Below are 14,317 nucleotides of genomic sequence, written 5' to 3' on the forward strand. Positions count from 1 at the left end.
GGTGCACGCTTGACTCGCGCCATCCGCGCAACCACATGCCGCGCACTGGCACTCTTACGAGGAGAGTGCCAATCCTTGTTTCAACCCTTATAGAAAGGTCATAAATTATGGCATTTCGTCCTCTGCACGACCGCGTTGTGGTCCGTCGCATTGAAGCCGACACCAAGACCGCTGGCGGCATCATTATCCCTGATTCAGCACAAGAAAAGCCCAGCGAAGGCGAAATCGTCGCTGTAGGCGAAGGCGCCCGCGATGACAGCGGCGCGCGCATCGCTCTTGATGTGAAAGCGGGCGACCGCGTTCTGTTCGGCAAATGGTCGGGCACCGAAGTCAAGATCGACGGCGAAGACCTGCTGATCATGAAAGAAAGCGACATCATGGGCGTGATCGGCTGATTAGCCGTGTGAATCGTCACCCCAGCGAAAGCTGGGGCCGCTGGCCGATCTGACCGGCGGCTTTTTACCAAGAACAACCCGATCCCAGCTTTCGCTGGGATGACAAAAATGGAGAATATCCCATGGCTGCTAAGGACGTAAAGTTCGGCCGCGATGCCCGCGAAGGCATTCTTAAGGGCGTCGATACGCTCGCAAATGCTGTCAAAGTGACACTCGGCCCCAAAGGTCGCAATGTTGTCATCGACAAAAGCTTTGGCGCGCCGCGCATCACCAAAGACGGCGTGACCGTTGCCAAAGAAATCGAACTGACAGACAAGTTCGAAAATATGGGCGCGCAAATGCTCAAAGAGGTCGCTTCGAAAACGAACGATCTTGCAGGCGACGGCACCACCACTGCCACCGTTCTGGGCCAGGCGATCATTCGCGAAGGCATGACAGCGGTTGCAGCGGGCATGAACCCGATGGATCTGAAGCGCGGCATTGATGCAGCGGTTGCGAAAGTCACCGCGGACCTGGTTGCCCGTTCCAAAGAAGTCGCCGGTTCATCCGAAGTCGCGCAGGTTGGCGTGATCTCGGCCAATGGCGATAAAGAAGTTGGCGAGAAAATCGCTGAAGCCATGGAAAAGGTCGGCAAAGAAGGCGTCATCACCGTCGAAGAAGCCAAGGGCCTCGAATTTGAGCTGGACGTTGTCGAGGGCATGCAGTTCGACCGCGGTTACCTCTCACCCTACTTCATCACCAACCCCGACAAGATGACGGTTGAGCTGGAAAACCCGTACATCCTCATCCACGAGAAGAAGCTTTCGAACCTGCAAGCTATGCTGCCGGTCCTCGAAGCGGCTGTGCAATCGGGTCGTCCGCTGCTGATCATCGCAGAAGACATCGAAGGCGAAGCGCTTGCCACTCTGGTTGTGAACAAGCTGCGCGGCGGCCTCAAAGTTGCTGCTGTCAAAGCCCCCGGCTTTGGCGATCGCCGCAAAGCGATGCTGCAAGATATCTCGATCCTGACCAAAGGCGAAATGGTGTCTGAAGATCTCGGCATCAAGCTTGAAAACGTCACATTGGGCATGCTCGGCGAAGCCAAGCGCGTCACCATCGACAAAGACAACACCACGATTGTCGACGGTGCAGGCTCGGAAGAAGACATCAAAGCCCGCGTCGGTGAGATCAAGGCCCAGATGGAAGCCACAACCTCTGATTATGACCGCGAAAAACTCCAGGAACGCCTCGCGAAACTGGCTGGCGGTGTTGCCGTGATCAAAGTTGGCGGCGCTTCGGAAGTTGAAGTGAAAGAGCGCAAGGACCGCGTCGACGATGCGCTGCACGCAACCCGCGCAGCCGTTGAAGAAGGCATCGTCCCCGGCGGCGGCACAGCACTGCTGTACGCATCCAAAGTGCTCGACGGTGTCAAAGGCGACAATGACGACCAGACCCGCGGCATGGACATTGTCCGCCGTGCGATCCTGGCACCGGTTCGCCAGATCGCTGAAAATGCGGGCCATGACGGTGCGGTTGTTTCCGGCAATCTGCTGCGCGAAGGCGATGAGACCCAAGGTTTCAACGCGGCAACCGATGTTTATGAAAACCTCGTCGAAGCCGGCGTGATCGACCCGACCAAGGTTGTGCGCACCGCGTTGCAGGACGCAGCATCGGTCGCTGGCCTGCTGATCACCACCGAAGCAGCGATCACCGATGCGCCGGAAGACAAAGCAGCCGGCGGCGCGCCTGCCATGCCCGATATGGGCGGCATGGGCGGAATGGGAGGCATGGGCGGCTTCTAAGCCAGACCAAGCTTACTAACGCTAACAATAAAGGCCCCGTCGGAGCGATCCGGCGGGGTTTTTTGTGGCAAAGCGGCTTGGCAGCTGCGCGATCCTCCCGCATGAGGCTGTGCATTGCAAAAAGCTGCGCACCAAGATGCGCGGCAATAAAGGACATGAGATGAAAACCAAATTTGCCGCCATATTGCTGGCTTCAGTGGCTTTGACCGGGTGCGAGGGATTGATGGGGCCGGCCGCTGCAACAATCGAATGCGCCACCACTCAGGGCGAATGCCTGAATGACTGGTTTGAGACCAAGTTCGAAGAGGAGCTGGAATTTTCCCCCATCCGCCAAACCGCATTGGGGATGAAAACCAATTACGACAAAATCGACGATATCAGCCGCGAAGCGCAGCTGGAACAGATCACTTGGTGGACGCAGGCGCTCGCCGATATGGAAGCGAATTTCGATTATGACGAACTGTCAGCGCAGGATCAGATTTCCTATGACATGTTCAAATACCGCGCCGAGCAAGCGATCAAATCGCGCGACTTTATGGATCAGCAATATATCCTGCACCAGATGGGCGGATTGCACACGGGTCTGCCCAGCTTTCTGCTGAGCCAGCACACGGTTGAAAGCGAAAGCGATATGGAAGCCTTTATCGCGCGGCTTGCAGGGATTGGCACCGCGATGGATCAGGCGCTCACTCTGGCTCAGACCAATGCCGAAGCGGGCACGCGCCCGCCGCGCTTTGCCTATGATGCGGTAATTGCCGAATCGCAGAAGATTATCTCAGGCGCGCCCTTTGGCGACGATGGCGAACCATCAGCCCTTTGGGCCGGGACCGAAGGGCATCTGGCCAAACTGGTCGAGGATGGCACCATCACGGCAGAGCGGTCCGAAGAATTGCGCGAAGAAGCGCGCACCGCTCTCACCGAAACGCTTGCGCCTGCTTATCAGCGGACCATCGATTGGTTCACCCAGGATATCGAGAACACAGCCGAAATCGCGCAAGGCGTGACCAGCCTTCCCAATGGCGATGATTTCTACGCTTTCAGCCTCAGCCAGATGACGACAACCGATCTCACCGCTGATGAAATTCACGATCTGGGCCTTGCCGAAGTTGCGCGCATCAGAGGCGAGATGGAAGCGATCATGCAGAACACCGGGTTCGAAGGGACATTGCCCGAATTTTTCGTGTTCACGCGGGAAGATCCGCAATTCTTCTTCTCGCAAGACGAAGCGGGCGCGCAGGATTATATTGACCGTGCGACCATGCATATCGACACTTTGACGCAGCGCCTGCCGGAATTCTTTGGCCGTCTGCCCAAAGCAAAGCTGGAAGTGCGCCGGGTCGAACCCTTCCGCGAACAGGATGGGGCAGCACAGCACTACCGCGCGGGCACGCCCGATGGATCGCGCCCCGGTGTCTATTACGCGCATCTGTCCGATATGAGCGCAATGCCGATCCCGCCTTTGGAAGCGATTGCCTATCACGAAGGCAATCCGGGCCATCACATGCAGGTCTCAATCGCGCAGGAACTGGAAGGCGTACCCAAATTCCGCGCGCAAGGCGGCTTTCTGCCCGCCTATGGCGAAGGCTGGGCGCTGTATAGCGAGGCGCTGGCCAAAGAGATGGGCGGATATGAAGACCCCTATTCCGACTTTGGCCGCCTGCAATCGGAAATGTGGCGCGCGATCCGGCTGGTGGTCGATACCGGCATCCACGCCAAGGGTTGGACCGAGGATGAGGCGGTCGCCTATTGCCTCGAAAATTCGCCCAATCCCGAAACGGTCGCCCGCTCAGAAGTGCAGCGTTATTTCGTGCTTCCGGGCCAAGCGACATCGTACAAGATCGGCATGATCCGCATTCAGGAATTGCGCGCGAAAGCCGAAGAGGAGCTGGGCGATGATTTCGACATTCGCGGCTTTCACGACACGGTTCTGGGCGGCGGGGCGGTGCCTTTGCCGATCCTTGAGACAATGGTCGACAACTGGATTGCAGCGGTGAAAGCGGCTTAGCAAGGGCGCGGTAAGCCAAACAAAAAGCCCAAACAAAAGGGCCGGGACAGCGCGATGCTTTCCCGGCCCTTTTTTATCGCCCAAAGGCAGAACGGCTTGGACGCGTTTACCCGCCTTTGCGGCTTTGCTCGGCAGCTTCGATCACCGCTTCATCCCAGGTTACCTGCGTTTGGGTCTGCGGGTTAAAGCGGGTGTTGGCATAGCTCGCGCTTTCTGCCGCTGCGATTTCCTCTGCGGTCAGATGCTCGCTGGGTTCAAGCGCGAACACATCGACACCGCGCGTGATCTCGGTGCCGTAAATGCGGCCATTATACCAGTAAGACGACCAGAAACCGCCCACCACCAACTGCTCTTCGCTGATGGGACCGCGATCAAAGAAAGCGATTTCCTTGGGCGCAGAACTGTCGGTGAAATCCATCACGCTGATGCCGCCCTGATACCAGCTTTGCACAAAGATATCGCGTCCCGGCACAGGGATGATCGACCCATTATGCGCAACGCAGTTTTCATGCTCGGATTGGGGCCCTGGCATTTTGTAATGGCTGCGAAATTCCAGCTTGCCATCGACAATGTCGTAAATCGCATTGGCGCCCCAGGTCATCGGATCAGACGCCTTGCAGCGCGGGCGGCCGCCTCCGCCCCATTCATCGGTGAAGATCACTTTGGTGCCGTCATTGTTGAATGTGGCCGAATGCCAATAGGCAAAGCCTTTATCGAACACAGAATCGGTGCGCACCGGGTTATAGGGATCTGAGATGTCCATGATGATCCCATTGCCCGAACACGCGCCCGCTGCGATTTTCAGCGACGGGAACACGGTGATGTCGTGGCACTGATTGGTCTGGCGGGTGTATTGCGCGCCATCTTCGCTTTCGCCGCCTTTCCAGAGACCGGCAATTTCGCCCGTTGCCCCGTCTGCGAACACACGCGGGCTGCTGGTGATGCGCGATTTTGACGGATCGGCCAGCGGGATTTCGATCACGTCAATGCTGAACAAAGCGGTGCGCGTGTCAACCGGATTGTCGATGCAGCGGGCCAGCTCTTCGGTTTTGCGCACGCGGCTGGTGCCCGAATTGTAGACGATGATCTTTTCATCATCGGCGCTGACGATGGAATGGGTGTGGCTGCCCCGGCAGGTTTGCACCTGACCAACCTGACGCACAGCGGCAAGATCTGAAATGTCAAAGATACGAAGCCCGCGGAAACGCTCTTCGCTCACATCGCCTTCGACCCCTTGCAGGCCGCAATCCACGCGCCCGCGCGTTTGTTCAACGCTCATAATCAGGATGTCGCCGACAACAGAGACATCGCCCTGCCCGCCGGGGCAGACAACCGAGCTCATCAATTGCGGCGCGCCATCTTCGACCAGTTTGTAGATGTTGAACCCGTGATAGCCGCCGGCCACCATGATGTCGCCAAAGAACGCCATATCGGTGTTGGCAAAATCAAGCAGGGGTGATCTTTCGGCAAACTGCGTGAGGCTTTCGCCTTCCTCTTCGCCGCGTTCGGGCGTGTCACCAGCGGCAGCCGCAAGCGCATCAGCGGCTGCTTTTTGCGCGGCAGCCAGAACCGCATCGACGGCGGCTTTGGCGGCATCTTCGCTGCCTGCGTCTGCCTCTTCTTTTTCGCGCGGGGGTACAGGCACGCGCAGATCGGCCGGGTTATCGGGATCGAAGAAACCGGCAGGCTTGGGCAGGCTGACAACTTTGCGCAGGTTCGAAATCGCCTCTTCTGCATCGGCAAAGCCTGCTTTCAGTCCAGCGCGCGGATCGGTGGAAAGCCCTGCGAGCAAAACATCCATGCGTTCAATTTCGGCCTGCTGGTCGTTTTCAATATCGCCGACGAAGCGGAACAGGATGGGGTCAGAGGCGCTGCCGGGCTGGCGCAGCAATTCTTCGACCATATCAATCGCGCCTTCGTGATGGGCGATCATCAAAGTGAGAAACTGGGAATCAAACTCGGTGCCTTTTGCCTTTGCCAAAGCCTTCATCTGCGCAGGGGTGGCCATGCCTGCCATTTGCGAATGATCGACCATGGCGTGTTTGGAATGGTCCATCTTGGAATGATCCATCCCTTGATGATTTCCGGCCATGACCATTTTTTCGCCGCGTTCATCCAGCCAGTTGTTCATGAAGACGATTTCATCCGCCTGGCTCGACAGAATGCGTCCGGCAATCGCGATGACATCTTCATTATTGGTGCGATCCGCAGCCAGCTCGGCCATATCGACCGCCTGACTGTGGTGCACGATCATGCCTTGCATGAACATCACATCGGCATCGGTGTATTTGGAACCGGCCAGTTGGCTTGCCTCTGTCGCCGTCAGGGTTTTGCTATCCTGACCGGGCGCGCCGGGCTGCACGATGGGCGCGGTCTGGGCGAGCGCAAGGCCAGAGGTGCCAAGCATCAGAGCGGAAAAAGCGATGCGCGTTGCGCGCAGCGAAGTGCGATTGGTGATAAGAGGCGTCATAAGGGTGGTCCTGTTAACTGCGTATTGCCTGGGAAACTGCCCGTCTCACCGCGCCAGTCAAGTGCAAACCGGGCACAACCGGGCCACAAATCGCTCTGATTGTGCCAGTAAAAGCAATTCGCGCGCTAATTGCGCCCAGTGTGTTGAGAAAAGCGCACTTTCGCGGGCCAGTTAGGGGATTAACCGTAGCAGGCGCACATCTCGCCGCAGTCGGTGAAATGAGCGCTTGCCGCGACGAATCGTGCGCACCTACAGATGTTCATTCAGTCCTTGGAAACCGGAACACTGTAACAACGCCCCTATGGCTATTTTCTCTCGCACCCCCTTCATCGCCGCTTTGGCCGCCTCGCTCGCCTTGTTTTCAGCGCCTGCCGCCGCGCAGAGCAATGATCTCGAAGCCAGCTTTGACCTCGCTTTGGGCACCGAAATGCGCGAGCCGCAATCGTTTGAGGCGATTTACGAAAGCTCGTTTGAACAGCGCGTCGCCGAATTGGCCGATGGCAATCTGGGCCGGATCGGGGTCTATGCAGTTGATCTGGCATCAGGCGAAGAAGTTTCCGTGCTGGGCGATCAACGCTTTCCCATGGCGTCCACCAGCAAAGTGGCAGTCGCGGCGACATTCCTTGCCGGCGTCGATCAGGGCCGTTTCAGCCTGTCGAGCGAATATCCGCTGCTGATCCCGGTGCGCTCCAAGAAATATTCGAGCGAGCGCGCGCCCGTGCGCACGGGCAATTATGTCCCCGCGCATGAACTCATCAGCCTGATGATCAGCAAAAGCTGCAACAGCTGCACCGATGCTCTGCTGCGCGTTGTCGGCGGGCCTTCGGCGGTGAATGCGTGGATGCGTCAGGCGGGGCTTAACGAATTTGAGCTGTCGCGCGATATTGCGACATTGGTGCGCGATGATGGCGAATTTGATCCGGTTGAATGGATTGATCCGCGCGATTCGGCCAGTCCGCGGGCGATGGGGCAATTGCTTGCCGGGATTTATCAGGGCCGCTGGCTTAGCGTGAACAGCCGCAATCTGCTGATCGGCGCGATGGAAGAGACAACCACAGGCCGCCGCCGGATGAACGCGGCTCTGCCGCAGGCCGCAGCGCTTGCGCACAAAACCGGCACGCTTAGCCGCACCGCCAGCGATATCGGCATTTTCCGCCTCGCAGATGGCCGCGCAATTGTGGCGGCGATCTATGTCACCGGGCAAAGCACCAGCCTTTCCGACGAATCGCGCAACAAGCGCGCCGCGCGCGCCAAGCGTGATGCACGCATCGCAGAGATCACGCGCGCTTTGTATAACGGGTTTTCCGCCAAAGCCGGATTGTACCGCGACCCCACTCGCAATTGGGCCCCTGCGCCGCGCAATGGCGGGTAAGCTCTAGGGCCTTTAAGAGGCGACTGGATCACGCAACAAAAAAGGCGGCGCCGATCTGGCACCGCCTTTTCTATTTCAGACCGGCAGAGCGGGCTGAGGCTTAAACGACTACTCGTCGCCAGCCATCATTTCTTCAGCTTTGTCGCCAGCAGCTTCAACAGCGCCTTCGACAGCAGCGGTGCCATCAGCAGCAGCGCCTTCAACAGCAGCAGCACCGTCAGAAGCAGCATCGCCTACGGCAGCAGCGCCGTCAGAAGCAGCGTCGCCTACAGCAGCAGCGCCGTCTTCGGCAGCAGCGGTTGCATCGTCAGCGATTGAACCAGCGTCTGCAGCCATTGCATCAGCAGTTTCGCCAGCTTTTTCAGCGGTTTCGCCGCAAGCAGCAAGGCCAAGAGCCGAGGTAGCCACAGCAGCGGCAAGAACGATCTTACGCATAATAGTAATCCTTATTCAGCGTTTTGTTACGCAGGCATTTTCAAAACCCCCGCGTCAGCCGGCTTTTGACCCCCGACTTGCACCCTAGATAATGGCAAGAATGTGGCAAGGCAAGTCAAATAAGGCAGGTTCGGCCGCTTTCGCCTCAATTACGCCTCATTTCGGCCTGATTTTACAAGTTTGAACATATCGGCTTGGCAAGGGGGGTATTGTGCCAAAGCGGCTTACGTGGGCTGCCTGCGAATGCTAGCAGATCACCATGTCAGATCAGCAGCACCTCTATCTCGTCGATGGCTCGTCCTATATCTTCAGAGCCTATCACCGCCTGCCCCCGCTCACCAATCCTGCGGGCACACCGGTGGGCGCGGTGTACGGTTATACAACGATGCTGTGGAAGCTCGCTGATGACCTCGATACAGCAGCTGGTCCCACCCATCTTGCGGTCATCCTTGATAAAGATTCCAAGAGTTTTCGCAACGATATCTACCCCGAATATAAGGCGAACCGTCCCGAACCGCCCGAGGATCTGCGCCCGCAATTCCCGCTGATCCGCGATGCGACTCGCGCTTTCAGCCTGCCCTGTATCGAGGAAGCGGGGCTGGAAGCGGACGATCTGATTGCGACCTATGCGCGCGAGGCGCAGCGCAAAGGATGGAACGTCACCATCGTATCTTCCGACAAAGACCTGATGCAATTGATCGGAGAGGTCGAAGGCCCCCACGGCCCGGCGCGCATCGACATGCTCGACACGATGAAAAGCGCACGCATCTATATCGAGGAAGTCGAGGAGAAATTCGGCGTCAAACCCGAACTGGTCGGCGATGTGCTCGCGCTGATGGGGGATAGCGTTGACAATATTCCCGGCATTTACGGGGTCGGCCCCAAGACCGCAAGCAAGCTGATCGCCGAGCACGGATCGCTTACCGCAGCGCTGGATCAGGCGCCGGACATGAAGAAATCCAAGCTGAAAGAACGCCTGATCGAAGGGCGCGGGGATGCAGAGATGAGCCGGGTGCTCGTCACGCTGAAAGAAGATTGCGATCTGCCCCAGCCGCTCGATGAAATGAAGCTTGATGGGATTGCGCCCGAACCGCTTGCAGCATTTCTCGAAGAGCACGGCTTTACCTCGCTCTTAAAACGCCTCGGCCTTGGTACGGGCAGCCCTGAACGCGCAACCAATCTCAACCCGGCCAAAGCGGATATGGCAGGCGATGCCGGCGATGCGGCGGGCAATCGTCAGCCGCTGCCTGAAATGCCCAAGGTTGATCGCAGCGCCTATGAAACGGTGCAGACATTGGAGCGGCTGGAGGCTTGGATCTCCCGCGCTAGTGCCGCGCAATATGTTGCGGTGGATACCGAAACCACCTCGCTCAATGCGATGCAGGCCGATCTGGTTGGCATCAGCCTGGCGCTTGGCCCCAATGATGCGTGCTATATCCCGCTTGCCCATGGCGGGACCGATCTGCTGGCCGAAAAACCCGATCAGATCGCCACCAAAGACGCGCTGGCGGCATTGAAACCGCTGTTTGCCAATGAAGCGGTTCTTAAAATCTTTCAGAACGGCAAATACGATCTCAATGTGCTCGAACGCGCGGGCGTAAGCGTCACCCCCATCGAAGACACCATGGTCATGAGCTTTGACCTTGATGCAGGCCGGGGCGAAGGCATGGGCGGCGGGCACGGCATGGATGAATTGTCTGAGCGCCACCTTGGCCACACGCCTTTATCGTTCAAGGACGTGTGCGGGACAGGCAAGAAAGCCATCCCCTTTGGCGAAGTGCCGCTGGCGAGGGCAACCGAATATGCCGCCGAGGATGCCGATGTCACTTGGCGGCTGTATCAGATGCTCAAACCGCGTCTCGCGCAGGAAGGTGGCACGCGGATTTACGAGCGGGTTGATCGCCCGCTGATCCCCGTGGTCGCCGCGATGGAGCGCGAAGGGATCAAAGTGGACCGCGCGCAGCTGGCCCGGCTGTCCGAAGAATTCGCCACCGAAACCGCGCGGTTGGAAAGCGAAATTCACGAACTTGCAGGCCAGGAATTTGCCGTTGGCAGTCCCAAGCAATTGGGCGAAATTCTGTTCGACAAAATGGGCCTGAAAGGCGGACGCAAAGGCAAAAGCGGGGCCTATTCCACCGATCAGGCAACTTTGGAAAAGCTTGGCGGCGAAGGCGCGCCGATTGCGAAAAAAGTGCTCGAATGGCGGCATCTATCGAAACTCAAATCGACTTATACCGATGCTTTGCAAGCGCAGATCAATCCCGTTACGGGGCGCGTTCACACCAGCTATTCGCTCGCCGGGGCGCAAACGGGGCGCTTATCCTCCACCGATCCGAACCTGCAAAACATTCCAATCCGCACGGCCATTGGGCGGCAAATTCGCGAAGCGTTCGTGCCAGAGGCGGGCAACACTTTGCTGGCCGCCGATTACAGCCAGATCGAACTCAGGCTGGCTGCGCATATGGCCAATGTCGATACGCTGAAAGAAGCGTTTGCCAATGGCGAGGATATCCATTCGCGCACCGCCACTGAAATGTTTGGCGAGGTGACCCGCGACACCCGCGCGCAGGCGAAAACGATCAATTTCGCGATCCTGTATGGCATATCGCGCTGGGGCCTTGCGGGCCGGCTGGAAGTGGAGCCCGATGAAGCGCAAGACATGATCGACACCTATTTCCAGCGTTTCCCCGGCATCCAGCGCTATATCCTCGAAACGCTGGAAACGGTGAAAGCCAAAGGGTATTCTGAAACCCTGTTTGGCCGCAAAACATGGTTCCCCCGGATCGCGTCCAAAAATCAGGCCGAACGTCAGGGGTCAGAACGCGCCGCGATCAACGCGCCGATCCAAGGGACCAGCGCCGACATCATCAAACGCGCCATGGTGCGCATGCTGCCAGCGCTTCGCGATGCGGGCCTGAATGATGTGCGCATGCTTTTGCAAGTGCATGATGAATTGGTGTTCGAACTGCCCGAAAGCGACGTCGCCGCTGCATCACTGATTATCGAGCGCGTGATGGCAGAAGCTGCCCTGCCCGTGGTGGAGCTGGATGTGCCATTGGCGATTGATATTGGCACTGGGCCAAGCTGGGATGCCGCGCATTAGGTGATGGGGGTGGGTGCGACGCTGCGCTGAGCGAGAGTTTTTGCTTGTGCTCGCTTCGCTCACTGCCGGGCGTTTCTGTTTGTGTTCGCTTCGCTCACGCCGGGCCGCCCCACCTCCCCGCCCGTCCACCATATCCTATGGAACCCTTGGTGGACGGGCGGGGAGGCGGGGCGGTCCGGCCAAGGATCAGGCGGATGCCTGATCCGCACCCCACAAAGACTCGGGGTGGTCGGGCTGTGAGCGTAAGCGAACACTCAACAAAACTCCGGGCCAAGGTCAGGACGGATGCCCTGACCCCACCCAGCAAAACCTTCCCTAATCCGCTTCGTCGTTGCCGTGTTTCTTGGCGCGCGTTGGCTGAAGGTTTTCCGGTTGGAAAAACCCGATGGGCTGGGCTTCGGCGGCGCGTTTTTTCAATTCGCCGCGCATTTTGCGGTATTCCGCTTCCATTTTTGAAGTGACGGTGGCGCGGCTGTCTTTGAGCGCTTCGTCAAAATCCTCGGCGGCCACCTTGCTCACATCGCCGCCCATGCGCCGCAGCGCGTTAAGGCCCGCGCGGCGCACCACGTCTTCCAGATCAGCGCCGGTAAACCGTTCGGTTTTGGACGCGACGTCGGCGAGGTCCACGTCATCCGCCAGCGGCATCGCGCCGGTGTGAATGCCAAGAATATGCTCGCGGCCCGGCGCATCGGGCGTGCCGACATAGACAAGCTCATCAAAGCGGCCCGGACGCAGCAGCGCGGGATCGACCAAAGTGGGGCGATTGGTTGCGCCCACCACGATGACCGATTGCAATTCCTCCAGCCCGTCCATCTCAGCCAGGATCGTGTTGACGACCCGGCCCGTGACCTGCGGTTCGCCCTGACCCGATCCGCGCGCGGGCACAAGGCTGTCGATCTCGTCAATGAAGACCACGCATGGCGCGACAGAACGCGCGCGCTGGAACAGGCGGGCGATTTGCTGTTCGCTTTCGCCATACCATTTGGACAAAAGGTCTGAGCTTTTCATCGAGATGAAATTGGCCTCAGCCTCTTTCGCGACCGCTTTGGCCAGCAGGGTCTTGCCGGTGCCGGGCGGGCCATACAGCAGAAAGCCTTTGGCGGGGCGGATGCCCAGACGGCGGAATGCTTCAGCGTTTTTGAGCGGGAGTTCGATGCCCTCTTTCAGCTTGTCGATCGCATCACCGACCCCGCCAATATCATCCCAGCCGACATTGGGCGCCTGCACCATAACTTCGCGCATGGCCGATGGCTGGACGCGTTTGAGCGCGGACATGAAATCATCGCGGGTGACGCACAGATCTTCGAGCACGTCCTGCGGAATTTCGCGCGCATCCAGATCGAGCCGCGGCATGATACGGCGCACAGCATCAATCGCCGCCTCGCGCGCAAGCGCGGCAATGTCTGCACCGACAAAGCCGTGCGTGACGCGCGAAAGCTCAGCAAGATCGACCGTTTCTTCCAAAGGCATGCCGCGCGTGTGGATCGCAAGGATTTCGCGGCGGCCGCCCTGATCGGGCACACCGATCACAATCTCGCGGTCGAACCGGCCGGGCCTGCGCAAAGCTTCGTCAATGGCATCGGGCCGGTTGGTGGCGGCGATCACGACAAGGTTGGCGCGCGCTTCCAATCCGTCCATCAAAGTGAGCAATTGCGCAACCAGCCGCTTTTCCGCCTCGCCCGGCACGCCGCTGCGTTTGGGAGCGATGGAATCGATCTCGTCGATAAACACGATGGCAGGGGCGGCGCGAGTCGCCTCTTCGAACACTTCGCGCAGGCGTTTTTCGCTTTCGCCATAGCCCGAGCCCATGATCTCTGGCCCGTTAATGGAGAAAAATTCCGCATCGCTTTCATTCGCGACGGCCTGTGCGAGGCGCGTTTTGCCGGTGCCGGGCGGGCCATGGAGCAAAACGCCCTTGGGCGGATCAACGCCCAGCCGGGTGAACAATTCGGGATAACGCAGCGGCAATTCGACCATTTCGCGCAAAGCCTGAATGGTCTCTTCCATCCCGCCGACATCGTCATAATTCACCGTGCCGCGCGCATCGCGAGGCTCTTCGAATTCGGTGCGCAGCTCCACTTCGGTGTTCTCGTCGATATGGACGATGCCCTTGGGCACAGTTGACGCGACCGACAGCCTGATCTGCGTCAGCGCATAAGCGGGCGCGCGCAGCAATTGGCGCACATCGGGCGGCATGTTCTGCACGGGCTGCTGCCCTGTGGTCGCCACCAGATCGCCTGCGACCAGCGGCTTTTTGAAGAAATTGCGTTTGAGCGCCTGGCTCGGCCCTTGCAGCCGCATGTCGCGCTGAGCGGGGGCAAACACCACGCGGGTCGCGGGGCGCGTTTCGGCACGCACGATTTTCACATGCTCGCCCGATCCCGCTTCGGCATTGCCGCGTTGAAGGCCGTCAAGGCGCACCACATCCAGCGTATCATCCTCGGCATAGGCGGCCATCGCGATTGCGGCTGTGCTGCGTTTCCCTTTGATCTCGACCACGTCGCCTTCGGTTATGCCCAAAGCCTGAAACGCCGAGCGCGGCATGCGGGCCAAACCTTGTCCCGATTCTTCCTGCCGGGCGGGGGCAACCTGCAATCTGACGGTTTGAACAGGAGCGTCCTGAGTGTCGCTCATCGTGGTGATCTCCAATTAACGCATTCGTTAGCTAGGAGCCCAAAGGTGGCATTGCAATTGCCTGTATCTGCGGTCCGCAAAGAACCATAGGCGCCGATGCTGCGGCCCCTGCGCAATCAGGG

8 protein-coding genes are annotated in these 14,317 nt (G+C 58.9%); 5 read left to right on the forward strand and 3 right to left on the reverse strand.

Features of this window, described 5'->3' with window-relative positions:
* The first annotated feature begins 107 nt into the window (after positions 1 to 107).
* The 3 genes from groES to AC0V6L_RS04145 all read left to right on the forward strand — a co-directional run bounded on the left by groES (position 108) and on the right by AC0V6L_RS04145 (position 4,181).
* Positions 108 to 395, forward strand: coding sequence for a co-chaperone GroES (gene groES, locus AC0V6L_RS04135; RefSeq protein WP_486153133.1), 288 nt, complete (start codon positions 108 to 110; stop codon positions 393 to 395).
* A gap of 122 nt (positions 396 to 517) precedes the next feature.
* Complete coding sequence (groL, locus tag AC0V6L_RS04140) at positions 518 to 2,176, forward strand: chaperonin GroEL (RefSeq protein ID WP_486153134.1); 1,659 nt, start codon at positions 518 to 520, stop codon at positions 2,174 to 2,176.
* 160 nt (positions 2,177 to 2,336) lie between these two features.
* Positions 2,337 to 4,181 carry a DUF885 domain-containing protein gene (locus tag AC0V6L_RS04145; RefSeq protein ID WP_486153135.1) on the forward strand — a complete coding sequence of 615 codons (1,845 nt, stop codon included), beginning with the start codon at positions 2,337 to 2,339 and terminating at the stop codon, positions 4,179 to 4,181.
* A 106-nt stretch (positions 4,182 to 4,287) separates the two neighbouring features.
* On the opposite strand, the gene AC0V6L_RS04150 is transcribed toward AC0V6L_RS04145, so the two are convergent.
* Positions 4,288 to 6,651, reverse strand: a complete 2,364-nt coding sequence (locus AC0V6L_RS04150; protein WP_486153136.1) for a DUF305 domain-containing protein — start codon at positions 6,649 to 6,651, stop codon at positions 4,288 to 4,290.
* A gap of 301 nt (positions 6,652 to 6,952) precedes the next feature.
* Here AC0V6L_RS04150 and AC0V6L_RS04155 point away from each other — a divergent pair, with 301 nt between their 5' ends.
* On the forward strand, positions 6,953 to 8,023 hold the full coding sequence (locus tag AC0V6L_RS04155; RefSeq protein WP_486148465.1) for a serine hydrolase: 1,071 nt from the start codon (positions 6,953 to 6,955) through the stop codon (positions 8,021 to 8,023).
* A gap of 108 nt (positions 8,024 to 8,131) precedes the next feature.
* Here AC0V6L_RS04155 and AC0V6L_RS04160 read toward each other — a convergent pair whose 3' ends face one another.
* On the reverse strand, positions 8,132 to 8,458 hold the full coding sequence (locus AC0V6L_RS04160; protein ID WP_486153137.1) for a hypothetical protein: 327 nt from the start codon (positions 8,456 to 8,458) through the stop codon (positions 8,132 to 8,134).
* A gap of 259 nt (positions 8,459 to 8,717) precedes the next feature.
* Here AC0V6L_RS04160 and polA point away from each other — a divergent pair, with 259 nt between their 5' ends.
* Positions 8,718 to 11,561 (forward strand): DNA polymerase I, encoded by a 2,844-nt coding sequence (gene polA, locus AC0V6L_RS04165; RefSeq protein ID WP_486153138.1) that lies wholly within the window; start codon positions 8,718 to 8,720, stop codon positions 11,559 to 11,561.
* A 315-nt stretch (positions 11,562 to 11,876) separates the two neighbouring features.
* Here polA and AC0V6L_RS04170 read toward each other — a convergent pair whose 3' ends face one another.
* Positions 11,877 to 14,195: a CDC48 family AAA ATPase gene (locus tag AC0V6L_RS04170; RefSeq protein ID WP_486153139.1), complete on the reverse strand. Its 2,319-nt coding sequence runs from the start codon at positions 14,193 to 14,195 to the stop codon at positions 11,877 to 11,879.
* Positions 14,196 to 14,317 lie beyond the last annotated feature (122 nt).

This window comes from Erythrobacter sp. JB1-15 (assembly GCF_057365035.1).

What these genes read in the sequence shown, in the direction of transcription:
- AC0V6L_RS04145 (WP_486153135.1), top strand. Translation starts at nt 2,337, where the DNA reads ATGAAAACCAAATTTGCCGCCATATTGCTGGCTTCAGTGGCTTTGACC.
- groES (WP_486153133.1), top strand. Translation starts at nt 108, where the DNA reads ATGGCATTTCGTCCTCTGCACGACCGCGTTGTGGTCCGTCGCATTGAA.
- AC0V6L_RS04150 (WP_486153136.1), bottom strand. Translation starts at nt 6,651, where the DNA reads ATGACGCCTCTTATCACCAATCGCACTTCGCTGCGCGCAACGCGCATC.
- groL (WP_486153134.1), top strand. Translation starts at nt 518, where the DNA reads ATGGCTGCTAAGGACGTAAAGTTCGGCCGCGATGCCCGCGAAGGCATT.
- AC0V6L_RS04160 (WP_486153137.1), bottom strand. Translation starts at nt 8,458, where the DNA reads ATGCGTAAGATCGTTCTTGCCGCTGCTGTGGCTACCTCGGCTCTTGGC.
- AC0V6L_RS04170 (WP_486153139.1), bottom strand. Translation starts at nt 14,195, where the DNA reads ATGAGCGACACTCAGGACGCTCCTGTTCAAACCGTCAGATTGCAGGTT.
- AC0V6L_RS04155 (WP_486148465.1), top strand. Translation starts at nt 6,953, where the DNA reads ATGGCTATTTTCTCTCGCACCCCCTTCATCGCCGCTTTGGCCGCCTCG.
- polA (WP_486153138.1), top strand. Translation starts at nt 8,718, where the DNA reads ATGTCAGATCAGCAGCACCTCTATCTCGTCGATGGCTCGTCCTATATC.